This window comes from Simplicispira piscis (assembly GCF_054783455.1).
The window spans coordinates 81,765-108,302 of sequence record NZ_BAAGQN010000006.1; the positions used below are offsets into that span (position 1 = coordinate 81,765).

At 64.6% G+C, this 26,538-nt stretch carries 24 protein-coding genes and 1 pseudogene; 4 read left to right on the forward strand and 21 right to left on the reverse strand.

Going from position 1 to position 26,538, the window contains the following annotated elements:
- Nucleotides 1-3: 3 nt before the first annotated feature.
- From tatC to ACYVOC_RS02640, 12 genes are all read right to left on the reverse strand, one after another.
- Nucleotides 4-792 carry a twin-arginine translocase subunit TatC gene (gene tatC / locus ACYVOC_RS02585; protein ID WP_461160781.1) on the reverse strand — a complete coding sequence of 263 codons (789 nt, stop codon included), beginning with the start codon at nucleotides 790-792 and terminating at the stop codon, nucleotides 4-6.
- A gap of 53 nt (nucleotides 793-845) precedes the next feature.
- Nucleotides 846-1,307: a Sec-independent protein translocase protein TatB gene (tatB, locus tag ACYVOC_RS02590; RefSeq protein ID WP_116004747.1), complete on the reverse strand. Its 462-nt coding sequence runs from the start codon at nucleotides 1,305-1,307 to the stop codon at nucleotides 846-848.
- 20 nt (nucleotides 1,308-1,327) lie between these two features.
- Complete coding sequence (gene tatA, locus ACYVOC_RS02595; RefSeq protein ID WP_116004748.1) at nucleotides 1,328-1,573, reverse strand: Sec-independent protein translocase subunit TatA; 246 nt, start codon at nucleotides 1,571-1,573, stop codon at nucleotides 1,328-1,330.
- Between the two features lie 80 nt (nucleotides 1,574-1,653).
- Nucleotides 1,654-2,010, reverse strand: coding sequence for a histidine triad nucleotide-binding protein (locus tag ACYVOC_RS02600; RefSeq protein ID WP_116004749.1), 357 nt, complete (start codon nucleotides 2,008-2,010; stop codon nucleotides 1,654-1,656).
- A gap of 32 nt (nucleotides 2,011-2,042) precedes the next feature.
- Complete coding sequence (locus tag ACYVOC_RS02605) at nucleotides 2,043-3,074, reverse strand: patatin-like phospholipase family protein (protein WP_116004750.1); 1,032 nt, start codon at nucleotides 3,072-3,074, stop codon at nucleotides 2,043-2,045.
- Complete coding sequence (locus ACYVOC_RS02610) at nucleotides 3,067-3,453, reverse strand: DUF4870 family protein (protein WP_116004751.1); 387 nt, start codon at nucleotides 3,451-3,453, stop codon at nucleotides 3,067-3,069. Before ACYVOC_RS02610 ends, ACYVOC_RS02605 begins: the two co-directional genes overlap by 8 nt.
- On the reverse strand, nucleotides 3,446-3,847 hold the full coding sequence (locus ACYVOC_RS02615) for a phosphoribosyl-ATP diphosphatase (protein ID WP_116004752.1): 402 nt from the start codon (nucleotides 3,845-3,847) through the stop codon (nucleotides 3,446-3,448). Before ACYVOC_RS02615 ends, ACYVOC_RS02610 begins: the two co-directional genes overlap by 8 nt.
- Nucleotides 3,848-3,852: 5 nt before the next feature.
- A complete protein-coding gene (hisI, locus tag ACYVOC_RS02620; protein ID WP_116004753.1) occupies nucleotides 3,853-4,242 on the reverse strand; it encodes a phosphoribosyl-AMP cyclohydrolase in 390 nt (129 codons plus the stop codon).
- A gap of 52 nt (nucleotides 4,243-4,294) precedes the next feature.
- Nucleotides 4,295-5,341 carry a S49 family peptidase gene (locus tag ACYVOC_RS02625; protein ID WP_116004754.1) on the reverse strand — a complete coding sequence of 349 codons (1,047 nt, stop codon included), beginning with the start codon at nucleotides 5,339-5,341 and terminating at the stop codon, nucleotides 4,295-4,297.
- A gap of 1 nt (nucleotide 5,342) precedes the next feature.
- Nucleotides 5,343-5,717, reverse strand: a complete 375-nt coding sequence (locus ACYVOC_RS02630) for a Rieske (2Fe-2S) protein (protein WP_461160871.1) — start codon at nucleotides 5,715-5,717, stop codon at nucleotides 5,343-5,345.
- 23 nt (nucleotides 5,718-5,740) lie between these two features.
- Nucleotides 5,741-6,412, reverse strand: a complete 672-nt coding sequence (locus tag ACYVOC_RS02635; RefSeq protein ID WP_116004755.1) for an HAD family hydrolase — start codon at nucleotides 6,410-6,412, stop codon at nucleotides 5,741-5,743.
- The gene (locus ACYVOC_RS02640) at nucleotides 6,409-7,440 is read right to left on the reverse strand and encodes an RluA family pseudouridine synthase (protein ID WP_461160782.1); all 1,032 of its coding nucleotides are present in this window, start codon (nucleotides 7,438-7,440) and stop codon (nucleotides 6,409-6,411) included. Before ACYVOC_RS02640 ends, ACYVOC_RS02635 begins: the two co-directional genes overlap by 4 nt.
- Nucleotides 7,441-8,028: 588 nt before the next feature.
- Between ACYVOC_RS02640 and ACYVOC_RS02645 the strand changes: the two genes are divergently transcribed.
- The 4 genes and pseudogenes from ACYVOC_RS02645 (at nucleotide 8,029) to queF (ending at nucleotide 13,559) form a co-directional block, all read left to right on the forward strand.
- The gene (locus tag ACYVOC_RS02645; RefSeq protein WP_461160783.1) at nucleotides 8,029-11,076 is read left to right on the forward strand and encodes an Rne/Rng family ribonuclease; all 3,048 of its coding nucleotides are present in this window, start codon (nucleotides 8,029-8,031) and stop codon (nucleotides 11,074-11,076) included.
- Nucleotides 11,077-11,166: 90 nt separating this feature from the next.
- Nucleotides 11,167-11,940 (forward strand): peroxide stress protein YaaA, encoded by a 774-nt coding sequence (gene yaaA, locus ACYVOC_RS02650; protein WP_461160784.1) that lies wholly within the window; start codon nucleotides 11,167-11,169, stop codon nucleotides 11,938-11,940.
- A gap of 164 nt (nucleotides 11,941-12,104) precedes the next feature.
- Nucleotides 12,105-12,656, forward strand: a pseudogene (locus ACYVOC_RS02655) (2OG-Fe(II) oxygenase); the annotation flags it as partial.
- 57 nt (nucleotides 12,657-12,713) lie between these two features.
- Complete coding sequence (gene queF / locus ACYVOC_RS02660; RefSeq protein WP_461160785.1) at nucleotides 12,714-13,559, forward strand: NADPH-dependent 7-cyano-7-deazaguanine reductase QueF; 846 nt, start codon at nucleotides 12,714-12,716, stop codon at nucleotides 13,557-13,559.
- Between the two features lie 12 nt (nucleotides 13,560-13,571).
- Here queF and ACYVOC_RS02665 read toward each other — a convergent pair whose 3' ends face one another.
- The 9 genes from ACYVOC_RS02665 to ACYVOC_RS02705 all read right to left on the reverse strand — a co-directional run bounded on the left by ACYVOC_RS02665 (nucleotide 13,572) and on the right by ACYVOC_RS02705 (nucleotide 26,506).
- Complete coding sequence (locus ACYVOC_RS02665) at nucleotides 13,572-15,131, reverse strand: methyl-accepting chemotaxis protein (protein WP_461160786.1); 1,560 nt, start codon at nucleotides 15,129-15,131, stop codon at nucleotides 13,572-13,574.
- Between the two features lie 190 nt (nucleotides 15,132-15,321).
- Nucleotides 15,322-16,509 carry a Y-family DNA polymerase gene (locus tag ACYVOC_RS02670; protein ID WP_461160787.1) on the reverse strand — a complete coding sequence of 396 codons (1,188 nt, stop codon included), beginning with the start codon at nucleotides 16,507-16,509 and terminating at the stop codon, nucleotides 15,322-15,324.
- Between the two features lie 114 nt (nucleotides 16,510-16,623).
- A complete protein-coding gene (locus ACYVOC_RS02675; RefSeq protein ID WP_461160788.1) occupies nucleotides 16,624-17,268 on the reverse strand; it encodes a cupredoxin domain-containing protein in 645 nt (214 codons plus the stop codon).
- Between the two features lies 1 nt (nucleotide 17,269).
- Nucleotides 17,270-17,752, reverse strand: a complete 483-nt coding sequence (locus tag ACYVOC_RS02680; RefSeq protein WP_116004763.1) for a group I truncated hemoglobin — start codon at nucleotides 17,750-17,752, stop codon at nucleotides 17,270-17,272.
- Between the two features lie 20 nt (nucleotides 17,753-17,772).
- Nucleotides 17,773-18,702 (reverse strand): DUF3034 family protein, encoded by a 930-nt coding sequence (locus ACYVOC_RS02685; RefSeq protein ID WP_461160789.1) that lies wholly within the window; start codon nucleotides 18,700-18,702, stop codon nucleotides 17,773-17,775.
- Between the two features lie 186 nt (nucleotides 18,703-18,888).
- Nucleotides 18,889-20,049, reverse strand: a complete 1,161-nt coding sequence (locus ACYVOC_RS02690; RefSeq protein WP_461160790.1) for an alpha-hydroxy acid oxidase — start codon at nucleotides 20,047-20,049, stop codon at nucleotides 18,889-18,891.
- A 205-nt stretch (nucleotides 20,050-20,254) separates the two neighbouring features.
- Nucleotides 20,255-22,552 (reverse strand): sensor domain-containing diguanylate cyclase, encoded by a 2,298-nt coding sequence (locus ACYVOC_RS02695; RefSeq protein ID WP_461160791.1) that lies wholly within the window; start codon nucleotides 22,550-22,552, stop codon nucleotides 20,255-20,257.
- Between the two features lie 69 nt (nucleotides 22,553-22,621).
- The gene (gene pbpC, locus ACYVOC_RS02700) at nucleotides 22,622-24,970 is read right to left on the reverse strand and encodes a penicillin-binding protein 1C (RefSeq protein WP_461160792.1); all 2,349 of its coding nucleotides are present in this window, start codon (nucleotides 24,968-24,970) and stop codon (nucleotides 22,622-22,624) included.
- A 60-nt stretch (nucleotides 24,971-25,030) separates the two neighbouring features.
- Entirely contained in the window at nucleotides 25,031-26,506 is a 1,476-nt protein-coding gene (locus ACYVOC_RS02705; protein ID WP_461160793.1) for a glutamate synthase subunit beta, read from the reverse strand.
- Nucleotides 26,507-26,538: the final 32 nt, after the last annotated feature.

The window sequence follows — 26,538 nt, forward strand, 5'->3', positions numbered from 1 at the left end:
CTCCTAGGAGGCCTTTTCTTCGGCCTCTTCGGGCGCCTGGGTGTGCCGGATGAAGATCTGCGCGGCCCAGATGCCCATTTCGTAAAGCAAGATCATGGGAATGGCCAGCGCCAGCTGCGACACCACATCGGGCGGCGTGACGACCGCAGCGATGATGAAGGCCAGCACGATGAAATAGCCGCGAAAAGCCTTGAGCTTCTCCACGCTCACCAGACCCATACGTGCCAGCACGATCACGACAATGGGCACTTCGAACGCCAGACCAAAGGCGATGAACATGGTCATCACGAAGCTCAAATAAGCCTCGATATCGGGCGCAGCCGTGATGCTTTTGGGAGCAAAGCTTTGGATGAAGCTGAACACTTGCCCAAAAACAAAGAAATAACAGAACGCTACGCCGATAAAAAATAGCAGCGTGCTGGACACCACCAGGGGCAACACCAGGCGTTTTTCATGCGTATACAGGCCGGGCGCTACAAAGCCCCAGGCCTGCCAGAGCACCACGGGCAACGCGACCAGAAAGGCCGACATCAGCAAAATCTTGAGTGGCACCATGAACGGTGAGATCACCGAGGTGGCGATCAGCGTGGCGCCTTTGGGCAAATGTGCGACCAGCGGCGCGGCCAGCAGGTCATAGAGGGCGCCGGGCCCAGGGTAGAAAAACAGCACGGCGGCCACAACGCCCACAGCCAGCATGGCTTTGACCAGGCGATCGCGCAGCTCCATCAGGTGCTGCACAAACGGCTGCTCGGTACCTGCCAGCTCGTCTTCTTTGGATGGTGTTTCGGACATGTGGGAATAGTGCGGACTTCACGTCCGGCCTTGCAGCGCCCCGTGGCGCGGCGTCAATGGAATTTCTGTGGCCGGTAGCGCGCCACGCGCGCCGCGCCCGACAGGGCCTTGGTACGGACACCCGCGCGCGCCTTGTACCACTGCGGCATGGCGCCGCGCTTGAGACGCCAGTTTTTTCCCGGGTGGTGGTAGGCGGGCACCACGGTGGCGCTGCCCTCCAGGGCGGCACTGGTCTCGCCCGTCGCTTCGGCCCAGTCCTTTTCGAAATCGCTGGCGGCGGTGTGAACCGATTGTTCGACGTCGCGGGCTGCGTTTTCTACCGTTTCCTTCATCTTCTTGAGCTCATCGAGCTCCATGGAACGGTTGACCTCCGATTTGACGTCGGCCACGTAGCGCTGCGCTTTGCCCAGCAAAGTGCCCACGGTGCGCGCCACGCGCGGCAACTTCTCCGGCCCGATGACGACGAGCGCCACCACGCCGATCAGCGCCATTTTGGAGAGGCCGATGTCAATCATGGAGTCTGCCGCGTCCGGTCTCAGCTCTTTTGCTTGGCTTCAACGTCGATGGTAGTCTTGTCGGCGCTGGCCTGGTTGCCCACCTGCCCGGCGGGAGACTTGGTAGCCGCATCATCAGCCGCCGCACCGCCGTCCTTCATGCCATCCTTGAAACCCTTGACGGCGCCACCGAGATCCGAGCCCATGTTCTTGAGCTTCTTGGTGCCAAACACCATGACGACGATCAGCAGCACGATCAGCCAGTGCCATATGGAAAAAGTGCCCATGAAATATCTCCTAACGAATGCGGTTCATTTTAGACGGGTCGCGTGACAACGCGGTTCCCATTACCCTTGCAATCACCTGTCTAGCCTTTAAGCCAAGGGCGCGGGCCGCCCAAGACATGCATGTGCAGGTGGTGCACTTCCTGTCCACCTTCCATACCGGTGTTGACCACGGTGCGGAATCCCCCGTCCGGGTAAGGCCTGCAGCCCTGCTCCAGGGCGAGGCGGGGCGCCAGCGCCATCATGCGGCCCAGCAGGCCTGCGTGTTCCGGCTGCACCTGTGCCATGGAGGGAATGTGCATCCGGGGCACCATCAAAAAATGCACGGGAGCCCAAGGATGGATGTCGTGGAAAGCAAAAATTTCCTCGTCCTCGTACACCTTGCGGGACGGAATCTGGCCCGCGATGATTTTGCAGAAGAGGCAGTTCGGGTCGTGCATGGTCAAAAAAAAGGGGCTGGCGATTCAAAAGGTCATGCATTGTGCGCGAGGTTAAGGCTTGCGCGCACCCCAAGGTCTTGCCGGTGCGCGGCCAGCCACTGTTGGCCCGCGGTGCGGCCCAATTCGAACAACTGGCGCAAGAAGCCCAGGTCGGCGCGCGCCTTGCTGGCCGATCCCTTATCTGCCAGCAAGGCGCCACCATCGATGCGGTGCATGCGCACATCCTTGTAGCGCTGGGGGTCAAGCTTGCCCTGGGCCAGCAGGCGGCTCACAAATTCAATAGCGCGCAACTCGGCCAGCAGGCTGGCGTTAAAGGTGACCTCGTTCATGCGGTCCATGATCTCGGGCACGGTGTCGGGTATGCCCAGGTGCTCGATCGGGTTGATCTGCACCAGCAAGATGTCGCTGCTCTCGGTTTGGTAGATCAAAGGGTGCAGGGCGGGATTGCCAGAGTAACCACCGTCCCAGTAAAGCTCCCCCTCGATCTCGACCGCCTTGAAAACCATGGGCAGGCAAGCCGATGCCATCACCGCATCGGCCGAGAGCCGTGCTCCCGAAAAAATCTCGCCGCGCCCGGTGCGCACGTTGGTGGCACAGACAAAAACCTGCAACCCATCCTTGCGGGGCTGGGACAACCGTTCGAAATCGATTTCGCGCTCCAGCAGGCGGCGCAGAGGATTGAAGTCGAACGGATTGGCCTGCGCCGGAGCGAGCCACGGGGTCATCATCGACAGGCCCGGCAACGCCTGCGCCTGGGGCACGCCCCACACCAGGCTGCCCATGGCTCCCACACCTTCCCACAAGCGCGCCAGCGTGGCCCGCGCCAGCGCGGCCCCTGCCTGGCGTGCTTCCTGTGGGTCAGAAAACTCCTGGGCGGCATGCGCAAAGCCATGCGCCATGGCCACAGCATTCATGGCGCCTGCGCTGGTGCCGCTGATGCCTTCAAAATCAAGCCCGCCGTCTTCCAGCAGGGCATCGAGCACGCCCCAGGTCAGTGCACCGTGCGAGCCCCCACCCTGCAGCGCCAGGTTCAACCGCTGCTGCGGTTTGCGCGGCTTAGGCATCCAGCGCCTGGTCTTTGTTCATGGCAACCATGCCGCGCACAATGCGGTACAGGAACCAGATCGAGATCAAGCCCCAGGCAATCCAGCCCGGAAAGATGAACAACAGCCACAGTGGCGATGTCACCAAATACAGCACCCCCGCCCACAGCACGGTACGGATGCGCCACGAAAAATGGCTGGCCTGCCAGGTGCCCTGGGCATCGCCTTTTTTGACAAGATCGATGACCAGCGCAATGATGAGCAGTGCCGCCCCCGGTTGGGCCCCTGGAATGACCGCTCCCACCGCCACGATCAGGTGCAGCACATAACTGACCCAGCCCCAGGCCTTGAGACCCTCGGCACGTTCGTCACTGGCCTGCACGTCAATGATGTCACTCATGGGGAGCCTCCTGCGCGGCACGCGCAACGGCCTTGCGCAAGGCTTTTTCCTCGATACCGCTGGTGCCCTCTCGGCGCTCCAGTTCGGCCACCACGTCGGCAGGACTCAGCCCATAGTGCGCCAGCGCGATCATGGTGTGAAACCACAGGTCAGCCACCTCGTAGACGATTTTTGCGGGGTCGGCTCCATGGTCTACATCCTTGGCGGCCATCACCACCTCGGTGGCTTCCTCGCCGATTTTTTTCAGGAAGGCGTCCGGCCCCTTGTGCAGCAGGCGGGACACGTAGCTTTTTTCAGGATCTCCGCCATGGACTGGCTTGCGGCTCTCGATAACGCTGGCCAGGCGTGCCAGTGCGCCTTCGGTAAAGGGAGTCGAGGTATCAGAAGAGGACATGGCACTTATTTGTAGATGGATTGCGGGTCTTTCAAGACCGGATCGACGCTCTGCCAGGCGTCGCCCTGCAAAACACGGAAAAAACAGCTGTGCCGCCCGGTGTGGCAGGCGATGCCAGGCTCGTGGCCCTGCTGCGTCACCTGCAATAGCACCACATCCTGGTCGCAGTCGACGCGAATTTCGTGCACGGTCTGCACGTGGCCGGACTCCTCGCCCTTGAACCACAGCTTGCCGCGCGACCGACTGAAATACACAGCCCGGCCCAGCTCTGCGGTTTTTTGCAGCGCCTCGCGGTTCATCCAGGCAAACATGAGCACGTCGCCCGTGCCTTTTTCCTGCGCAATCACGGGGACCAGCCCCTGTGCGTCCCATTTCACTTCGTTGAGCCAGTTCATGGCTGCATTGTCGGTGATTTACCGGGCCTGCCCGGCCATGCGTCTCTGGACTTCAGCGCAACTGCGGCATGAACGAACGGGCGGCCTGCACGGCCCCGGCGCCGATGGCTGCACCAAAACGCTTGGCCAAGCGTTCGGCCACGTTTTCATGGCGCGTGTAGTCGATGATGTCCTCGGCCTTGACGATCTCACGCGCCACATAGTCAAGGTTGCCCAGCTGGTCTGCCAGGCCCAACTCGATGGCCTGCTGGCCCGTCCAGAACAGGCCGCTGAAGGTGTCGGGCGTGCTCTTGAGCCGGTCGCCCCGGCCTGCCTTCACTACGGCGATGAATTGCTGGTGGATCTGGTCGAGCATGGCCAGCGCATAGGCGCGCTGTTTTTCGGTTTGCGGACTGAAGGGGTCGAGAAAACCCTTGTTTTCGCCCGCCGTCAGCAGACGGCGCTCCACACCCAGTTTCTCCATGGTGCCGGTGAACCCGAAGCCGTCCATGAGCACGCCGATGCTGCCCACAATGCTGGCCTTGTCCACATAGATGTCGTCGGCCGCGGCAGCAATGTAATAGGCGGCCGAGGCACAGGTCTCCTCGACCACGGCATACACGGGCTTGCCATGCTTGGCCTTGAGACGCACGATTTCGTCGTTGATCATGCCCGCCTGCACGGGGCTTCCGCCGGGCGAATTGATGAGCAGCACCACCGCCTTGGAGCCGTCGTCTTCGAAGGCGCTGCGCAGGGCGGCGACCACATATTCGGCGCTGGCGTCGGCGCCAGAGGCGATTTCGCCCTTGATATCGACCACCGCCGTGTGCGGCGCGCTCTTGCTCGACGAGGTCGCCATATTGCTCGACATCAGCGCCCACGCGAGGGCTCCAAAGAATGCCAGCCAGCACAAGCGCCAAAAAATACGCCAGCGCCGCGCCGCTCGCTGCTCGTTCAGTGCGGCAAAAGCGAGCTTCTCCAAGACGGAGCGCTCCCAGCCCGGCGCCTGAGCGTCTGCATTTTTTGCTCCTGTATCAGTAGCTGCCTGCGCCCACAGATCGGGCGTTGCAGCGTTTTTTTGCTCAGATCCATTCGGAGGAAGCTGGTGGGACTCGGTCATATCAGAACTTGATGGGCTGGATGTGGCTCGCAGTATGCCAGTGCACCATGCCATCGCTTTCGGTGAGGACGATCTTCACCAGCCCACCGCGACAGGGACCTGCAACGCAGGTGCCCGTGTCGGGGGCGTAGGTTGCGCCATGGGTGGCGCACAACAGCCAGCGACCACTGTCGTCGAAGAAGCGGTTTTCCTGGTAATCCATTTCCATGGGCACATGTGCGCAGCGGTTCAGGTAGGCATGAACAGCCCCTTGGAATCGGACAGCAAAGGCGCGGCAGGTTTCGCCTGCGTACACCACATCGAAGGGCACGGCCATGCCGCCGTCCTGCAGATCGGCACTGGGGCACAGGGGAATGGTGTCGGAAATGTTCGGCATCATGGCATTGTCAACTGTCGAAATCAGCCCTCACGGGCCAACCAGTCGTGCAGGTCGGCCACCGATTGTGCGATGTACAGGGGGCCCAGCGCGCCAAAGGCATCGGGCGCATGCGCGCCGTAGCTCACGCCCAGGCTGGCACACCCGGCGTTGCGCGCCATCTGCAAGTCGTGCGTGGTGTCGCCAATCATGAGCACGCGCTCGGGCGCCACATCGAACTCACCCATCAGCTCATGCAGCATCAGCGGATGGGGCTTGCCCGCCGTTTCGTCGGCCGTGCGCGAGCCATCGAACACCCCGCGAAGCTGCACGCTGTGCAAGGCCTCGTCCAGGCCGCGGCGGCTCTTGCCCGTGGCGACGGTCAGCAGGTGCCCGCGTTCGCGCAGCGCACCCAGCAAAGGCAACACGCCATGGAACAGGCTCAGGTCGTCCTGGTGGCGGGCGTAGTGGTAGCGGTAGCGCAGATTGAGATCGCCGTATTTTTCGGGCGGCACATCGGGTGCGGCATGGGCCAGGGCCTGGTTCAATGCCATGCCAATCACATAGGCGGCGTCACTGTCGCTGGGTACGGTGCCCCCGACATCGCGCACGGCAGACTGGATGCTGCGCACGATGATGGCGGTGGAGTCGAACAAGGTGCCATCCCAATCGAAGGCGATCAGGTCAAAACGGCGCGGACGGGCAATAGGGCTCATGGGATAGAGGGAACAAAACAGGCCAGGTCGGGTGGCAGGGGCGCCAGCAGTTCGATGCGCTCGCCGCTGGCAGGGTGGGTGAACTGCAGCCTCCAGGCATGCAGAAACATGCGCTTGAGGCCGTGGCGGGGCAAACGGCGGTTGAGATCGAAGTCGCCATATTTCTCGTCCCCGGCAATCGGATGGCCCTGGCTGGCCAGATGCACGCGAATCTGGTGGGTGCGCCCGGTCTTGATGGTGACCTCCAGCAGCGAAAACGCGGGCAAATCCTGGTCAGGCCGTGCGGGCAGGCTAGTGCGCAGCTTCACCAGCGTGATGGAACGCATGCCATCGGGATCATCCACCGTGGTGGTGCGCACACGCCGCTCGCCATCGGGCTGCAGGTATTTGTGCAGCGGTGTATCGATCACCTTCTTGTTCGCGGGCCACGTGCCGATCACCAGCGCCAGGTAGGTCTTACCGGTCTCCCGCTCGCGGAACTGGTCCTGCAGGTGCGTGAGTGCGCTGCGTTTCTTGGCCACCAGCAGGATGCCCGAGGTTTCGCGGTCGAGCCGGTGCACCAGCTCCAGAAACTTGGCCTGGGACCGCGCCTGGCGCATTTGTTCGATCACACCAAAACTCACGCCGCTGCCACCGTGCACCGCTGTGCCGGCGGGTTTGTCGAGGGCGATGAGGTGCTCATCTTCGAGCAACAAAGGAAACTCCCGCGCTGGCGCGGGGCGTTCAGCCTTCTCGGCCATTTTTTCAGACACGCGCACGGGTGGCAGGCGCACCTGATCCCCTGCCTGCACGCGCGTATCGGCCGTGGCGCGCCCCTTGTTGATGCGCACCTCGCCGCTGCGAATGATGCGGTAGACATGCGTCTTGGGCACGCCCTTGAGGTGGCGCATCAAAAAATTATCCAGCCGCTGGCCCGCGGAGTCAGCGTCCACGTCCAGCATGCGGACGGCGGGTGCCATGCGCGCGGGCAGGGGCTCTGGCGCCTTGGGACGGTGCGAAGCCGGTTTGGCCTCTATAATGTGTTTCACCTGCGCAGTGTTTTGTAAGTAGTTGATTCGTCTGGAGTTTAGTCCACACGGCCGCTCACCCCGCGCAGGCAGGTCGATGCCAGCGGGCGTTGCACATGCAGATGACAGGCCAGTTGCCTGACATGGCCGGTGCACCGCACGGGAGGCTGACACATTGGAACACTGATACGGAATCCCCTGTCTGGCAGGCTGCCCCACCCGGGCCCAGCGTGCCAGAGGATCGAAGCGAACATGTTGGTACTGGTCATGCGATTTTTGTCCCTCTGGCGGTGGCGTCTGCCGCTGCTGTGGGCAAAAAATTACACCCCAGAGCCCACCCTGCCTGCGCAACTAGCTATTCAATTTATAGCAAACCTGCACTATTCCAGGCTCGCCCCCATCCACGCGCCCTTGCCGCCCCCGCAGAGCTAGCAGCTGTGCGGGGCGTTGCAGCATTCCCGGCAATTCCCTTCGTTCCAAAGCGTCAGTCCAGGCATTGTTGGCCCCTTGAGGGCCTGTTGTCAGTATGGAATCACGCGCGCCGACAGCCCGCGCAGCATGTTTGCTGCCAGACCGTCGGCGCCCGGCACACACAAAAGGAAATGCATCATGAAGCGGATGCTGATCAACGCCACGCAGCCTGAAGAACGGCGCCTGGCCATCGTCGATGGACAAAAACTCCTCGACTACGAAATCGAAATCGAAGGGCGCGAGCAGCGCAAGGGCAACATCTACAAGGCCGTTGTCACGCGCGTCGAGCCTTCGCTGGAGGCCTGCTTTGTCGACTACGGTGAAGACCGCCACGGTTTCTTGCCGTTCAAGGAAATTGCCCGCCAGTATTTCGCCGCCGGCGTCTCGCCCAACCAGGCACGCATCAACGACGTCATCAAGGAAGGCCAGGAACTGCTGGTCCAGGTGGAAAAAGAAGAACGTGGCAACAAGGGCGCCGCCCTCACCACCTTCGTGAGCCTGGCCGGCCGCTATGTGGTGCTGATGCCCAACAACCCGCGTGGCGGTGGCGTAAGCCGCCGCATCGAGGGTGAGGACCGCGCCGAACTCAAGGAGGCGATGGACCAGCTGGAATACCCCAACGGCATGTCCATCATTGCGCGCACCGCCGGTATCGGCCGCAGCGCGCCCGAGCTGCAGTGGGACCTGAACTACCTGCTGAAATTGTGGAACGCCATCGACGGCGCTGCCCAGGGCGGCAAAGGCGCTTTCCTGATTTACCAGGAATCGAGCCTCGTCATCCGCGCCATCCGCGACTACTTCAACAACGACATCGGTGACATCCTCATAGATACCGACGACATCTACGAACAGGCGCAGCAGTTCATGGCGCACGTCATGCCCGAGCATGCCGCCCGCGTCAAGCGCTATCGCGACGACGCTGCCCTGTTCTCGCGCTTCCAGATCGAGCACCAGATCGAGTCGGCCTACGCCCGCACCGTGCAACTGCCCTCGGGCGGCGCCATCGTGATCGACCACACCGAAGCGCTGGTCAGCGTGGACGTGAACTCGGCCCGCGCCATCAAGGGCGGCGACATCGAGGAAACCGCCACCCGCACCAACCTGGAAGCCGCCGACGAAGTGGCCCGCCAGATGCGCCTGCGCGACCTGGGCGGCCTGATCGTGATCGACTTCATCGACATGGAGGAGAGCAAGAACCGCCGCGAGGTGGAGAGCCGCCTGCGCGACGCCCTGCGCCAGGACCGCGCCCGCGTGCAGTTCGGCACCATCAGCAAGTTCGGCCTCATGGAAATGAGCCGCCAGCGCCTCAAGCCCGCATTGAGCGAAGGTTCCTCCATCCCCTGCCCGCGCTGCGGTGGCTCGGGCCATATCCGCGACACCGAATCGTCGGCGCTGCAGATCCTGCGCATCATTCAAGAAGAATCGATGAAGGACAACACCGCCGCCGTGCACTGCCAGGTGCCGGTGGAAGTGGCTTCGTTCCTGCTGAACGAAAAGCGCACCGAGATCGCCAAGATCGAGCTCAAGCAGCGCGTGGCCGTGCTGATGGTACCCAACAAGGCACTGGAAACACCCAACTACAAGCTCGAACGCCTCAAGCACGACGACCCACGCCTGGACCATGTGCAGGCCAGCTACACGCTCGCCGAAGAAGTGGAAGACCCCACCGCCGTGACACGCCGCTCGCAGGAGCCGACCAACAAGCAAACCCCGGTGATCAAGGGCGTGCTGCCCGACGCCCCGGCACCACAGGCCGCGCCCCGCACCGAAGCACAGGCCGAGGCCCGCGCTCCGCGCGCACCCCAGCGGCAAGCCGCTGCTGCACCCCAGCCGGCTCCGGCACGTGCCCCGGTGGCCCCCCAGGAGCAGGGCTTCTTTGCCTGGCTCAAGGGCTTGTTCGGTATGGGCGACCCCCCTGCCGCAGCCCCCGCACCGACCCCAGCACCCGCCGCAGAAACCCCAGCCCGCGAGCCGCGCCGTGATGGACGTGGCGGTGATAGCCGAGGCCGCCGTGGCGAACGCAACGGCAGCCGTGATGGCAACCGCGACGTGAATAGCCGCGATGGCAACCGCGAAGCCAGTGGCCGTGATGGCGCTGCCGACGGCCGTGGCCGCCGCGGTGAACGCAGCGAGCGTCCATCGGAAGCACGCTCCACCGAGGGTGGTGGTCGTCCGCCCCGCGACGGCAACCGCGAAGGTGGCCGTGGCCGCCGCGACGGTGCCGAAGCACGCCCCGCAGCCGACGCTCCAACGCAGACAGCCCCCCAAGGCCCGGACGCGGCAGACAGCGAAAACCGCAACGAGGCACGCGGTGATCGCGCGCCCCGCAACGGCAATGGTGGCCGCGAGCGCCAGCCCCGTGGTGAAGGCCGCGAGCGCCAGCCCCGCAGTGAAGGCCGTGAACGCCAGCCCCGCGCCCAGGAAAGCCAGCCCAGCAACGCACCGGCGGATTTTGCCGATACCGCTCCACTGGCACTGCTGCCCGACCTGGACCTGACAGGCAATGACATGCCCTCCGCAGCGGCGCAGGCCGACACTGGCGAGACCCGCACCCGCCGCTCGCGCGACCGTTATGGCCGTGACCGCCAGCGTGGCGAACGTGGCGAGCCGCGCCGTGATGGACAGGAAGCGCCGCCAGCACCCGCAGCGGAAGGCATGATGGACTTCGAGTTGCCCGGCCAGCCGGTTCAAGCAGCTCCCTCGGACAACAGCCGCCGCAGTTACTTTGCACCCGCAGCCACAGCACCCCAGGCCGCTGAACCAGCACCAACCCAGGCACCGGCACCAGTGGCCGCAGCCCCTGCGGTGGCAGCACCTGCACCGGCCATGCCAGCACCAGCCCCCGTGATGGCAGCACCCGTGGCTCCTCCTGCGGCACCGGTCGCAGCACCGGCTGCAGCACCAGTGACCGCCAGCAATGGCGCCCTGCCGGTCGTCGCGCCCTTCGTGCTGCCGATCGATGAAATGCAGCAAGTGGCCCAGGGCTCCGGCCTGCAGTGGGTGCAGTCAGACGCTGACAAGGTCGCCGCCATCCAGGCCGCCATTGCCGCCGAACCACGCCCCATCCACGTGCCCCGCGTGCGTCCACCGGCCGTGGTGCTAGACGACGGCCCGCTGGTGCTGGTGGAAACCCGCCGCGACCTGCGCGACATGCAGCTGCCGTTCGATCAGCCGCCAAGCGCCTGAGGACCGGCACGGACGCCCACCAGCGACTGTGCCGATTGATGGACCACTGGCCCCGCTTGGGGCCAGTGGCTTTTTGGAGACCCGCACGCCATGATGATTTTGCTGTCCCCCGCCAAATCGCTCGACTACGACACCCCCGTCCCCGCCGACCTGCCGCACACGCGGCCGCAGTTCGTTGCGCAATCCCAGCAGCTCATCGAGATCCTGCGACAGAAATCCCCACAAGACATTGCCTCGTTGATGAAGATCAGCGACCCGCTGGCCGCGCTGAACGTCGCGCGTTATCAGGCTTGGTCTAGCCGGTTCAGCGCCCGCAATGCGCGCCAGGCGCTGCTGGCCTTCAATGGCGATGTGTACGAAGGTTTGGATGCGCGCACGCTGGCCGCTGAAGACCTGGCCTGGGCGCAGCAGCACCTGGCCATTCTCAGTGGCCTGTATGGCGTGCTGCGTCCGCTCGACTGGATGCAGCCCTACCGGCTGGAAATGGGCACACGACTGGCCACCCCGGCAGGCCAGACGCTCTACCAATTCTGGGGGCCGCGCATTGCCCAGCATCTCAACGCCTGCCAGCAGGACGAAGAGGCACCCGTGGTGCTCAACCTGGCATCGCAAGAATATTTCAAGTCGGTGGACCGCAAGCAGCTGCGCGCCCGGGTGGTCGAATGCGTGTTCGAGGACTGGAAAAACGGCACCTGGAAAATCATCAGCTTCCACGCCAAGCGTGCGCGCGGCCTGATGGCACGCCATGCCATTACGCAGCGCGCCGCCACCCCCCGCCAGCTCGAAGACTTTGCCGCCGAGGGCTACGCCCATGACATCGGCGCGTCCAGCCCCGATCGTCTGGTGTTCCGCCGACGGGTCTGAGTGGGGTTAGCGCTATGGTCCCAGCTGTTACGCCGACCTCATTGTCCTTTCCCGAAACCCGCCCTCTGCCAGGCCAAGGGCTGCACAGCGGCCCGCATCGCATCGACCTGAACGGGCACAGCGTGCAGCGCTTGCTGGCGATCGACAAACCGCCGTTGGTGGTGCTGGCAAACCTGCTCAGCGCGAGCGAATGCACCGCCCTGATCGACGCCGCGCGCCCCCACATGGCGCGCTCGCTCACGGTGCAGCAGCACACCGGCGGCGAAGAGCGCAACGCCCACCGCACCAGCGACGGCATGTTCTTCCAGCGGGCCGAAACCCCGCTGGTGCAGCACATCGAGGAGCGCCTGTCGCGCCTGCTGGGCTGGCCCGCCGCAAACTGCGAAGGCCTGCAAGTGCTGCGCTACGGCCCGGGCGCCGAGTACCGGCCGCATTACGACTACTTCGATCCGGCCGAACCCGGCACCAGCACCCTGTTGCAGCGCGGCGGCCAGCGCCTGGCCACGCTGTTGATCTACCTGAACACGCCCGACGAGGGCGGCGCCACCACCTTCCCCGACCTTGGCCTGGAGGTGGCCCCGCTGCGCGGCCATGCCGTATTCTTCCGCTACGACCAGCCCCACCCCAGCAGCCGCACCTTGCATGGTGGCGCGCCTGTGGTCACAGGTGAAAAATGGGTGGCCACGCAATGGCTGCGCGAAAGAAAATTTGACTAAAATACGGCTCAAACGCTTACCAGTAAAGCGCTACTAGCTATTTTTTTGATAGTACACATGTCCTCTGCAGACCAATCTCCCCTGGGCAAGGCGTCCGCCTATATCGACCAGTACGACGCCTCGCTGCTGTTCCCCCTGCCGCGCGCAGGCAAGCGGGCCGAGATCGGTATCACGGGCAACCCGCCTTTCATGGGTGCCGACCTGTGGACCGCGTTTGAGCTGTCATGGCTCAACGAACGCGGCAAGCCCCAGGTGGCGCTGGCACACATTACCGTGCCCTGCGAAACGCCGAACATCATCGAGAGCAAATCGTTCAAGCTGTACCTCAACAGTTTCAACAACACCCGCTTTTCCGGCGTTGAGGCCGTGCAGGCACGCCTGCGCGCCGACCTCACCGAGGCCGCGTGGCGCGGCGCCCCGCAGTCGGCCAGCCTGGGCGTGCGGGTCCTGCTGCCCGAATTGTTTGACCGTGAGCCAATCCACGAACTCGATGGCCTGAACCTGGATCGCCTCGACCTGGAATGCAAGCACTACCAGCCGGCACCGCAACTGCTGCGCGCCGCTTTCGACGAGGCGCCCGTGAGCGAGGTGCTGGTCAGCCACCTGCTCAAGAGCAACTGCCTGGTCACCGGCCAGCCCGACTGGGGCAGCGTGCGCATTGCCTACACCGGCCCGCAAATCGAGCAGGAAGGGCTGCTGCAGTACATCGTGAGCTTTCGCAACCACAACGAGTTCCACGAACAATGCGTGGAGCGCATCTTCATGGACCTCTGGACGCGCTGCAAACCCATCAAGCTGGAGGTGTATGCGCGCTACACCCGCCGGGGCGGGCTGGACATCAACCCCTGGCGCACCAGCCACCCCATGGCGCCGCCACCCAACGTGCGCACGGCGCGGCAATAGTCCAACCGCCAGCTACACCTTGAACACGTCGAGCGTGCGGCCCAGCACTCCTGCGTTGTCGCTCATGGCGCGGGCCGAAGCGGCGGATTCTTCGACCAGCGCAGCGTTTTGCTGCGTGACACGGTCCAGCTCGATCACGGCCTCGTTCACCTGCGCAATACCCTGGGCCTGCTCACGCGTGGCAATGCTGATCTGGCCCATCAGGGTATTGACATAGGCCACCGACTGCACCACCTCGGCAATGGTTTTGCCGGCCGACTGCATCTGCCCGGCGCCCCGCTCGATGTGCGCGCTGGATTCGCCAATCAGCCCACGGATTTCACCGGCCGCGGTGGCGCTGCGCTGCGCCAGCGCCCGCACTTCGCTGGCCACCACGGCGAAACCCCGGCCCTGCTCGCCAGCACGTGCAGCTTCGACGGCGGCATTGAGCGCGAGAATGTTGGTCTGGAAGGCGATGCCCTCGATGGTAGAAATGATCTGGCCCATCTTGCCCGACGACTGCGCAATGGCCTGCACCACCGTACCCACCTGGGCTACGGCTTCGCCGCCACTGCGCGCCAGCTCGGCACTGCGCTCACTTTCTTTTTGCACCTGCTGCGTGGTTTCCGCCGATTGGCGCACCGTGCTGGACAATTCTTCCATCGAGGCCGCTGTTTCCTCCAGGCTGCTGGCCTGCGATTCGGTGCGCTCGGACAGGTCTTGCGCGCCCTGCGCAATGCCAGACGAAATGGAGCCGAAGGCCCTGATTTCCTGGCGCGCATCGCCCACCACGGCGCGCAAATTGAGGTGGATGCGCTGCAGGCGCTCCAGCAGCCGCTCCACGGGGCTGTTGCCTTCCACGGGGCTTTGTGGCTGGGCCAGATCACACCCGGCGATCTCGGTCATCAACTGCTCGGCGTCGGCCAGCGGCGCGGCAACAATGCACTGAAACCGCCACAGCATGAACGCGGACAGCGCCAGCAGCACCACGGCCTGGCCGATCATCACCTCGGGGCCCGCCCAACCCAACAGGCCCGGCGCGAGCGCGGCCACCAGAATGGGAAGCAGCAGCGCAACGAGGCGCTGCGTGAGGCCGAAACGCTGCAGCTTTCCCAGTTGGTTGCGCAAGCCGGGACGGCGCACGCGCCCGGCATGCAGCCAGAAACTGCTGGCCCCGCGCTCCCGTTCCTCGCGGATCTGGGCGTACAAGGCCTCGGCGGCGCGCACCTCGTCGCGCGTGGGCTTGACACGCACCGACATGTAGCTGCGCGGCTTGCCGGCCACCATCATGGGGGTGACATTGGCGCGCACCCAGTAGAAGTCGCCGTTCTTGCGCCGGTTCTTCACGATGCCGGTCCAGTTGCGGCCCCGGCCGATGGTGGCCCACAGATCCTTGTAGGCCTCGGGCGGCATGTCGGGGTGGCGGATCAGGCTGTGCGGCTGGCCCATCAACTCCTCCATGGAGTAACCGCTGACACGCGCAAAGGCGGCATTGCAGTGCGTCATCACACCCTTGGCGTCAGTCGTCGACATCAGAAGCTCTTCGCCTGGGTAGTCGTATTCGTGGGAGGTGACGGGCAGGTTGACGCGCATAGATTCAAGACTCGTGAAAAATGAAAGACACCAGCACCAGCCACTCCAGAGGCACCCCTCCAACGCACCCGCACCGTGTATTGCTACGCTCTTTTTATCTGCAAGCAGAGGAAACAGATGGTCACATATTCCGCAGAATATTGCGTTATCAGTACCACTTGACTGGCGTCATGCAACACATTTTCTTGACCTAAAACAAATCTGCCGTCCTGGGGCCCGGCGACGTGGAGACCTCTGCAGGGTTTGTGGCAGTTTCCTCGTCCAGTCGCACCAGCCCTCCCACCCGCACGCCCAGCAGCCGCAAGCGCCGCTCCAGCGGTACACGCTTGAGGCACAAACCCGCCGCGCGGCGAATGGTGACGGCGTCCTGCGTGGGTTCGGCAATAGTCTGGTCGCGGGTCACGCTGCGAAAGTCGTCGTAGCGCAGCTTGATGCCAATGGTTTTTCCCGCATAACCCTTGCGCTGCAGATCGGCCGCCACGCGCTGGCACAGGTCGGTGAAGATGCGCCCCAGCTCGGCACGGTCGCGTACGGCGTGCAGGTCGCGCTCGAAGGTCGTCTCGCGGCTCATGCTCACGGGCTCACTCTCGGTCACCACGGGGCTGTCGTCCTGGCCCCAGGCCGCGCGGTGCAGCCACGCCCCGGTAGATTTGCCAAACTGCGCAATCAACCACTGCGGGTCCTGCGCGGCCAGATCGCCAATGGTCTGCACGCCCAGCGCCGCCAGCTTTGCACCCGCCTTGGGGCCAATGCCGTTGACCTTGCGCACGTTGAGCGGCCAGATCAGCGTCTGCAGGTCGGTCTCGTAAACGATGGAAATGCCGTTGGGCTTGTTGAACTCGCTGGCCATCTTGGCCAGCAGGCGGTTGGGCGCCACGCCGATGGAGCAGGTCAGCCCGGTGCGTTCAAAAATGCCCTTCTGGATAAGGCGGGCCAGCACGCGCCCGCCTTCGCGCTGGCCGCCGGGCACATCGGTGAAATCGATGTACACCTCGTCCACCCCCCGGTCCTGCATGACGGGGGCGATCTCGGTGATAGTGCTCTTGAAAAGCCGCGAATATTTGCGTATTTCGTCAAAATCCACCGGCAGCACGATGGCCTGCGGGCACAGCCGGGCGGCTTTCATCATGCCCATGGCCGAGCCCACGCCAAACTGGCGCGCCGCATAGGTCGCTGTGGTGATGACGCCCCGGCCCACATAGTCTTTGAGTCGCGGGAAATCAGCCACCGGGATGAAATGCGGCTCGCGCAGACCGGCGCCGTCCGGGCTTTGCAGCAGCAACTCGTCGACCGCGCGCCGCCCGCCGCCGATCACCACCGGCAAGCCCTTGAGTTGCGGATAGCGCAGCAACTCGACAGATGCAAAAAATGCATCCATGTCGAGGTGGGCGATGCGGCGCAGAGGCTGCCCGGGGTTTTCAGAAGAGGGCGATACAGCGGGAAGGGGCACCCTGCCATTGTCGCCAATGTGCGTGGTGCTTGCCCCGCGCGGTCAGGACCGGCGCCGCCGGGGCACCACGCTCAGCGGCACGCTTTCAAGCACCGGTGCAGCGCCGATCTGCAGCGCACGGCGCGGCAAGTCCACCAGTTGCTCAGGATGCCAGACGCGCAGTTGCGCAGCTCCTTCGGGAATCTGGTCGAAGCGGGCAATCCCGTCGGCATCGGTCTTGAGGGTATAGGCCGAATCGGTGACGAACAAATGGCCGCGCATCGAACCATGCAAGTGGCAGCCCAGCAGCACGGCGCCTGGCTCCTGTACGACCACATCGGCCTCACCACCCGTGGCGTCGGCTGTGGCACCGGCCAGGCGCATCTCGAAGTTCGTGCCTGAAGGCGCGCCAGGGACATTGTTCACCGCTGCCGTTCCCCGGATATGGTGGTCCCAGCGATCGAGGTTGGTGAAACGTACCCGGCTCCCAGGGGCCACCACGGTGACCAGGGGCACGAAACGCATGCGCTGCTGCCCGATGGTGGCATTGCTGGCCACCGGTGCTGCCGGGGTGCTGGGATAGACCACCACCACGGCATCAGGCACCGGGCGGCCTTCTTTGTCCAGCACTTGGACTTGCACATTTCCGGCGTTAACGCTTGCTGCTACTGCGCAAGCAGCTATCAAAAACAGAGTTTTGCGCAGCATGTCAGTGCACCGTGATGATGTCGCGGTGCATGGGCGCCAGCAGCGCCAGCAGGCGGTTTTGCTGGGTGAAGGCAATGCCTTGGGCATCCATGGCACGTTGCAGGGTTTCGACCAGGGCGTTGAAGTCTCCCTTGTTGATGTCCATATCGGCATGCAGTTCGCCCATCTCGGGGCCGTCGTACACGCAGGGCCCGCCACTGAGTTGGCAGAACTGGTTCACCAGGCTTTCCTTGAGCGCAGCGGGCTTGGTGTCTTTGAACTGGCTGCCAATGCGTGGGTGGCGCACCAGACGTTCGACAAAATCATCGACCAGGCGCACGATGCCGGCCTTCTCGCCCAGCGCGGCATACAGACCGGCTGGGGCTGGGGCCAGGGGCGCAGCGGCAATCGACGGGGACGCCGCAGCAGGGGTTTGGGCGTGCACGCCCGTCAGGCTGGCACTCGCCAGCAACAGGGCGCAAGACAGGGCAGTGGTGTTTTTCATGGCAATGTTCTGCAGCGGGTTCAGAAAGCGACCTGGGCTGAGAGGTAGGCACCGCTCTGGCGGCGTCCGTTGGTGATACCCGGCACCACACGGCCCAAGTCTGCCCAGGCGAGGGTGAGCGAGAGGTTCTTGGTAGGCGCCCAGGCGATGAAAATGTCTTTCCAGGCGTCTTCGCGAAGTGCGGAACCCAAACCGGCCGCGCGGCCCGTGGCCTGCAGGTTGTCGGGCTTGAAGCGTACTTCGGCTCCAATGGCCAGGTCGCGCCGCAGCAGCCAGGCCACCGAAAACTCGGGTTGCAGGCTGCGGCTGTTGCGCCCTGGCGCCCCCGCCCCAAAACCCAGCAGACCATTCTGGTTGGCGCGCGTGGAGCGCAGCGTGGCATTCAGCAACAGGCCTTTGTCCAGCACCAGCTTGGTGGCGCTGACGTAAAAATCCGTGGATTGCGTGTCGGCCCCCACAAAATCAAACACCGACTGCAGCGAGCCCGGCCACACGCGCTTGTGCTCCAGGCCCACGGCAATCTGGGGCATCCAGGTGTCTGCGTCGAGCACGGCGTCGCCCGCCACGCGCAGCTTGACACCGAGCACGTCCATGCGGATGTGCTGGCCGGGCTGCACGCCAAATGGGGCAATGCTGTTGAGGGCCACGGCCGCCCCGGCATCAAAGTCCTGCCGCGCCACCGACAGCTCGACGCGCTCGTTCCAGGCCAGCGCCGCGCCATAGCTGGTCAGCGCGTAGTCCTGCGTGACGGCACGGGTGGTGAAGGCGCTGGCGCCCCACTCGCCCTCGGTGGCGTTGCTGCCGATCACGGCCCAGGGCGTGATGCCGCCCCCGGCCGTGCCCGTGATGCTGCTGACGCCGCCCGTGAGCAGCAGTTTGCCGGTGTCGGCCTGCGCCAGCGGACTGGCCAGGGCCAGGGCCGCCAGCAGAAAAAGAGGTGTGCGGTTCATCGGGGGTTTCCTTGTTATTTGCGGCACGCATGCGTTGGGGGGGGATGCCCTGCGCAGGTGGATCTGCCAGCGCGGGGCCGAACGCTCCCTGCATTGTGTCGAAGGAATGCCAAGGCTGCTGATGAAGGGCGATGCAGCCCCTGGCGCACCCTGCCGGGTGCAGATGGCCCCGATGGCAGGCCAGGGCTACCGCGGGTAGGTGCCCGGCAGCAGGATGCTCTCGTCCACGGTGTTGATGTCGGTGCGGCCGCAAAACGCCATGGTGAGGTCGAGTTCCTTGCGGATGATCTCCAGCGCCCGCGTCACGCCCAGCTCCCCGTAAGCCCCCAGGCCATAGAGGAAGGCACGGCCGATCAGGGTGCCCTGCGCACCCAGGGCGCGGGCCTTGAGCACGTCCTGGCCGCTGCGGATGCCGCCGTCCATCCACACCTCGATGTCCTTGCCCACCGCCTGCGCGATGGAAGGCAGCGCAGTAATCGACGAGGGTGCGCCGTCGAGCTGGCGCCCGCCGTGGTTGCTGACGATCAGCGCATCAACCCCACTGTTGGCAGCCAGGCGGGCGTCTTCGGCGTCCATGATGCCCTTGATGATCAGCTTGCCGCCCCAGCGCTTTTTGATCCACTCCACATCGCCCCAGTTCAGCTCGGGGTCAAACTGCTCGGCCGTCCACGACGCCAGCGAAGACATGTCGCCCACGCCCTTGGCATGGCCGACGATGTTGCCGAAGCTGCGGCGTTTGGTGCCCAGCATGCCCAGGCACCAGCGCGGCTTGGTCGCCAGGTTGATGAGGTTGGACAACGTGGGCTTGGGGGGCGACGACAGGCCGTTCTTGATGTCTTTGTGGCGCTGGCCGAGGATTTGCAGATCGAGCGTGAGCTGCAGCGCCGAGCAGCCGGCGGCCTTGGCGCGGTCGATCAGGCGCTCGATGTAATCGCGGTCGCGCATCACATACAGCTGGAACCAGAAACCCGGGCCGGCATGCTCGGCCACGTCTTCGATGGAGCAGATGCTCATGGTCGAGAGTGTGAAGGGCACGCCAAAATCACGCGCCGCACGCGCGGCCAAGATTTCGCCGTCGGCATGCTGCATGCCGGTCAGGCCCGTGGGCGCGAGCGCCACGGGCATGGCCACGTCCTGGCCCACCATGGTGGTGCGCGTGGTGCGGCCCGTCATGTTCACGGCCACGCGCTGGCGCAGCTTGATTTTTTGGAAGTCGTCTTCGTTGGCGCGGTAGGTGCTTTCTGTCCACGAACCCGAGTCGCAGTAGTCATAGAACATGCGTGGCACGCGGCGCTGGTAGACGCGGTGCAGGTCTTCGATGCAGGTGATGGTGGACAGGTCGGACACGCGGCGCTCCTCGGAGGGTTTCGGGGGAAAGTGTGCCGGGATGTTAGCCACAGCGCCCGGCTGCGACCATCAAAATAATTTGCGTGGCCATGCAACAAATTCAAAACCGGCTCGGCTGCGCCTCTGGAGTGGATTGCAAAACACAGGGCAAAATAGCCTCCAACGCTTACCCATCAAGCGTTAACAGCTCTATTTTCAATAGCAATCAAAGGTCTGATGGCACGCTGTCCTGCACATCGCCCGGGTCCACGTACTCGGGCTCGGCGCCCTGCCCCGCGTAGCAGCGCACCTGCATGCGCCCCGCTCGCTTGGCGGCGTACATGGCGGTGTCAGCGTGGCGCGCCAGCACATCGTAGCTGTCGCCATGCTGGGGAAACAGGGCCAGGCCCCCGCTCACGCCGATGTGCAGCTCTTGCCCCTGCAACACAAACGGTTGCTGCGCAACCGCCAGCACCTTGCGCACTACCGTGCGGATCTGCGCCGGGGTGGCCAGGGCAGGCAGCAGCACCACAAATTCATCGCCCCCCTGACGGCACACGGTATCGGACTGGCGCATGGCGGCCGTCAGGCGGCGGGCAAACTCCACCAGCAACTGGTCGCCAGCGTCGTGGCCCAGGGTGTCGTTGACCTGCTTGAAGCCGTCCAGATCCAGGTACATCACCGCCAGACCCTTGCCGTCGCGGCGGGCCACGGCCAGAGCGTGCTGGGCGCGGTCCTGCAACAGCACACGGTTGGGCAGATCGGTCAGGGGGTCGTACTGCGCCAGACGTGCCATGCGCTCGGCCATGGCCATGGTTTCGGTCACGTCGTGCAGCACCATCACCGCACCGGTCAGCTGGCGTTGGCGGTCGATGATGGGGCTGGCCGATTCTTCCACATCAAAGCGCTGGCCATCCTTGCGGCGCAGCACCACGCCGCGCGTGGGACCGCAGGCGGCTTGTGTGGCCAGCGCCACGCGCAAGGGGCTGGGCTGGGTTTGCTGGCCGTTGGACAGGTACAAGGGGGCGACCTCGTCCACATCGCGCCCGGCGGCATCAAAGGCCTGCCAACCCGTCATGCGCCGCGCCACCGGGTTGAGGTAGGTGACAAGGCCCTGGGCATCGGTGCAGATCACGGCATCGCCAATGGAGTGCAGCGTCAGGCGCATCAGTTCCTTTTCCTGGAACAGTTCGTCTTCCATGCGTTTGCGCTCGGTGATGTCGGTCATCTGCACAAAAATGCCACGCACCGGGCCGTGGTCGCCATCGCGGTCGGGGGTATGGGAAATGACGGTGTGCCGCAACTGTCCCGAGGCGTCGGTAACGGTCCGTTCAAACAACTGCGGATGGCCTTGCAATGCCTGCTCTACATAAGGTCTCACGAAGGCATAGTCCTTCTCTCCCAGCACTTCCCGGGCCGTGAGGCCACGCAGTTCCTCGGGCGTGCGGCCATACAGGGCGCTGCTGGTTTTGTTGACAAAGCGGTTGCGTTGATCGACGTCCCAGTAGCTGATCATGGAAGGCAGGTTGTCCAGAATGGTGTGCAGGTAATGCTCGGCCTGCTGCAGGCGGCCGGCCACTTGCTGGCGCTGGGCCAGTTCGCGGGTAAACAGAATGGCCAAGCCCACGCAACTGGCCATGAGCACCAGGGCAAACACAGCCAACTGCAGGGCATTCGTCCGCCAGTGGGCCAGCATGGCCTGGGTCGACTGGGCGACATTGACCACCAGGGGGTACGGCCCCACATGCCGGAAACTATAAAAGCGCTCAACCTTGTCAAGGCTTGCCACTCCCATGAAACTGCCCGTACGGCCCGCCAGAATACGGCGCATATTCTCCGTGCCCGCCAAGGACTTTCCTACGTCGGCATCGCCATAGGGGTAGCGGCTCACGATGATGCCGTTGTCGAGAATGAGGTTGACGCCGCTGCTGGGCCCCAGGTTCAAAGAGGAAAAGAGCTCATTGAAATAGCTCAGACTAATGGAGCTGACCACCACCCCGGCCACCTGCCCGTCGTCCCCCCGGTAGGACCGCGCCATTGGCAGCATCCAGGATTGCGTGACGCGGCCCATGACGGGACGGCCGATGACAAGGCCCTTCTTTGTGCCCGCCATGAGTGTCAGAAAGTAATCACGGTCGGCGTAGTTGGCCTTTCGGGCCTGCAACGAGCTTGAATCCATGATGATGTCGCCCCGGCTGTCGATGACATAGACATCCATCAGGCCCACAACACGCAACGGACGGTCAAACAGCAACTGGTGGCGCAGTTCGTGCGGCAGCTCCATGATGCCGGGCTGCTCCAGCTTGGATGTCACATCCAGCAATGATTGGTCCATCACGCGCAGCGTCCAGCCAATGGATTGCTCCAGCGCTGTCACCAGATTGCTGTTGGTGCGCGCGGCAAAATCCCATTCATCCGACCGCATCGTCCAGATCGTGCGCGCCACCATGGCGCCAATGCCCATGCTCAGCAACAGTGCCAGCCAGATCAGGCGTTGGGAAAAAAAATGGCGCATGGACTTCATGGAGGGCTGCTTGTGCATTGTAGGTGCAAGCAAACATTTGATTACCAATGAACAGGCGTGCGGGTGGCGTCAGCGCCTTGCGACCCCCGCGCCACGCACCTCGATGCGCACCTCATCGAGCACCGTGCCCCGCGCATCGGTCAGCTGCACCACATGGCGGCCCGGCCACGGCAGCCAGGCCCATTGCACGCCCCGGCCTACGGGCTTGCCATCCATGCGCCAGCGCAGCGGCATGCCCGCCGCAGGGCCGCCCGCCTCGAACTGCAGGCGCTGGCGCAGCGGGGGAATATCGGGGTCGAGCGCGATGATGGTGCCCGACACCGGTGTGGCAATGTGCACCGCAGAAAGAGGTGCCGCCCCGCCTGCAGTGGTTGCGGGCTGCCCCCTGTTTTTTAAGTGTTTTTGGCCTTTAACGACCGTAGATAAAGCGCCACCAGCTACGATATCCATAGCAAAAATGCCTTGCTGCGTGCCCGGTACGAACCATTCGCTGCGCGCCGCCTCCAGCGGCAGGGGGCTGCCAGGGGCGGGCCCAAAGCGCACGGCGGTGCGCACCAGGGTGCGCGGCGGTGCGGGCGCGCGGCTGGGCGTGTGCGCGTGCAGGTAGGCCATCACGGCCGCCCAGACCGGGGCCGCGCCGCTGCTGCCGCTCACATCGTGCATGGCCGCGCCGCTGGCGTTGCCCACCCACACGCCCACGGTGTAGCGTGCAGACCAGCCCACGGCCCAGTTGTCGCGCATGTCCTTGCTGGTGCCGGTTTTGACGGCGCTCCAGAAGCGCGTGGCCAGCACGCTGTCGGTGCCGAAGGTGCGCGCCCGGGCGTTGCCGTCGGACAGGATGTCGCCCACGATGAACGCCGCCTGAGTGCCCAGCACCGGCCGCAAGGCTGGTACCACCTTGCGCACGGGCAGCACCGGCGGAGCCACCGGGCTGTAACGCCCCCCATTGGCCAGGGCGCGGTAGGCGTTGGTCAGGTGCAGCAGGGGCACCTCGCTGCTGCCCAGGGCCAGGCTGTAGCCAAAATAGCCCCCGCTCTCGCGCAGCGGCAGGCCCAGCGCCACCAGTTGCCGAAAGAACGCATCGGGCGAGACCATGACCAGGGTGCGCACCGCCGGCACATTGAGCGAGGACGCCAGCGCCGTGCGCACCGACACCCAGCCCTTGAACTGGCGATCGTAGTTTTGCGGAATGTAGAGCCCCCCCGCCGTGGCAATGTGGGCAGAAGAGTCCTCGATGAGCGAGGCGGCGGTCAGCCGCCGCTGATCAATCGCCTGTGCATACAAAAAAGGCTTGAGGGTGGAGCCCGGCTGGCGCAGCGCCAGCACGCCATCGACCTCGGCGGCCTGGCTGAGCAGGCCCGACGAACCCACCCAGGCCAGCACCTCGCCCGTGGCGTTGTCGAGCACCACAATGGCACCGTCTTCCACCTGGCGGCCCTGCAACTCGCGCAGGTGCTGTTCCAGCGTTTGCACGGCAAAGCGCTGCAAGGGCGCGCGCAGCGTGGTGGTGATGCGCGCTGGCGGCGCCGCCCCGCCCTCTGCCTGCGCCAGCGCCCGCCGCGCAAAATGCGGCGCCACGCCTTCGCTGGCGGCCCAGCCGCGCCGCTGCAGGGCGGCGCTGACAAACAGGTCAAGCGCATCGCAATCGACCCGCAGCCCTGGCGCCTTGCCCTGCATGTCGCGCAGCACACCGCAGGCGCGTTGGGTGACGACGGCCGGCGCGGCATTGGGGCCGCGCACCAGCGCGGCGGCCACGGCGGCCTCGCGGTCGTCCAGCCCGTGCGCGGCTTTGCCGAACAGGGAGCGGCTGAGTGCATCAATACCCACCAGCTCGCCCCGAAACGGCACGAGGTTGAGGTAGGCCTCCAAAATCTGGTCTTTGCGCCAGCGCCGGTCCAGCACCTGCGCGGCCACGGTCTGGCCGAGCTTTTGCGCCACGCTGCGCCCGCCGGGCCGCTGGCGCAGGTCGGCCATGTCGGGGCTGTCAAGCAGGCCCGCCAGTTGCATGGTCAGGGTGCTGGCGCCGCGCGTGCGCTGGTTCCACAAATTGCCCCAGGCGGCGGCTGTGGCGGCGCGCCAGTCCACACCGCTGTGCGCATAAAAGCGCTTGTCTTCCGACAGCACCATGGCGGTGCGCAGCGCGGGCGACACATCGGCCAACGGCACCCAGGCCCCGCGCCGCACCTGGGCATCGGTGCGCACACGCTGCAGCACCTCGCCCTCACGCGATAGCAGTACGGTTTCAGACGACTGGAAGCCCCGGCGTACTTCGTCAAACGTGGGCAGGGCCCAGGCCAGGGAGGGCCCCAGCGCCAGACCCACCCACCACGCACAGCGCCAGGGCGCCACCAGCTCCCACCGAAGACGGAGACCCGTGGGTCGGTCAATAGAGATCAGGCGCAGCAGGCAGTGGAACATGGCGCCGCAGCATAGCAGCGGGGGCTGGCACGATGTGCGAAGCCCTCCTCCCGAGGGGCATCAGCGAGGCAGTTCGCTCGATCCCATCAAGAACTGGTCCACCGAGCGCGCCGCTTGACGGCCTTCCCGGATCGCCCACACCACCAGCGATTGCCCCCGGCGGATGTCTCCCGCAGCAAATACTCCGGGCACGTTGGTGGCGTAGCCGCCTTCGTCGGTGCTGGCGCGCGCATTGCCACGGGCATCCTTCTCAATGCCGAACGCATCGAGCACGGGCGCCACAGGGCTGACAAAGCCCATGGCCAGCAGCACCAAGTCGGCCTGGTAATGCTTTTCGGTGCCCTCTATTTCGACCAGCTTGCCATCCTTGAACTCGACCTGCACGGTGGTCAATCCCTTGACCTTGCCCTTTTCGCCCGTGAACTCCTTGGTGGAGATGGCGAATTCACGCACGCAGCCTTCCTGGTGGCTGGAGCTGGTGCGCAGCTTGAGCGGCCAGTAGGGCCAGGTGAGTGGGCGGTTCTCTACCTCAGGAGGCATGGGCATGACTTCGAACTGGGTCACGCTGGCCGCACCGTGGCGGTTGCTGGTGCCCACGCAGTCGCTGCCGGTGTCGCCGCCGCCGATCACGATGACGTGTTTGCCATCGGCTCGGATCTGGCCCTTGAGCTTGTCGCCCGCGTTGACCTTGTTCTGCTGCGGCAAAAACTCCATGGCGAAGTGGATGCCGTCGAGGTCGCGGCCCGGCACGGGCAGGTCACGTGACTGCTCGGCGCCGCCGGTCAGCAGCACGGCGTCAAAGTCTTGCTTCAACTGCTCGGGGCTGATGGTCTCCTTGGCCCAGTTGGTCACCTTGGAGCCTTTGCCCAGGCCATCCTTGGCGGCGCCCACAAAAACGCCCGTGCGCACCGTGACGCCCTCGGCCTGCATCTGCTGGACGCGCCGGTCGATGTGCGTCTTCTCCATCTTGAAGTCGGGAATGCCATAGCGCAGCAGGCCACCCACGCGGTCGTTCTTCTCGAACAGCGTGACGTCATGCCCGGCGCGCGCCAGCTGCTGGGCCGCAGCCATGCCGGCAGGACCAGAGCCCACCACGGCCACTTTGCGGCCCGTCTTGTGCTTGGGCACCTGCGGCTGCACCCAGCCATGCTCCCAGGCGCGGTCGATGATGGCGTGCTCGATGCTCTTGATGCCCACGGCATCGTCGTTCACGTTGAGCACGCAGGCCGCCTCACAGGGTGCGGGGCAGATGCGGCCGGTGAACTCGGGGAAGTTGTTGGTCGAATTGAGTACGGCGAACGCGCTCTTCCAGTCGGCCTGGTACACCAGGTCGTTGAAGTCCGGAATGATGTTGTTCACCGGGCAGCCATTGCTGCAGAACGGCGTGCCGCAGTCCATGCAGCGCGCAGCCTGCACGCGGGCCTGGGCGTCGTCCAGGCCAATGACAAATTCGCGGTAGTTCTTGAGGCGCTCGGGCACACCTTTGTAGCCCTCTTCGATGCGCCCGTATTCCATGAAGCCTGTGGTCTTTCCCATGTCTGTGTCCTTCTGAATGATGTGCTGGCAGC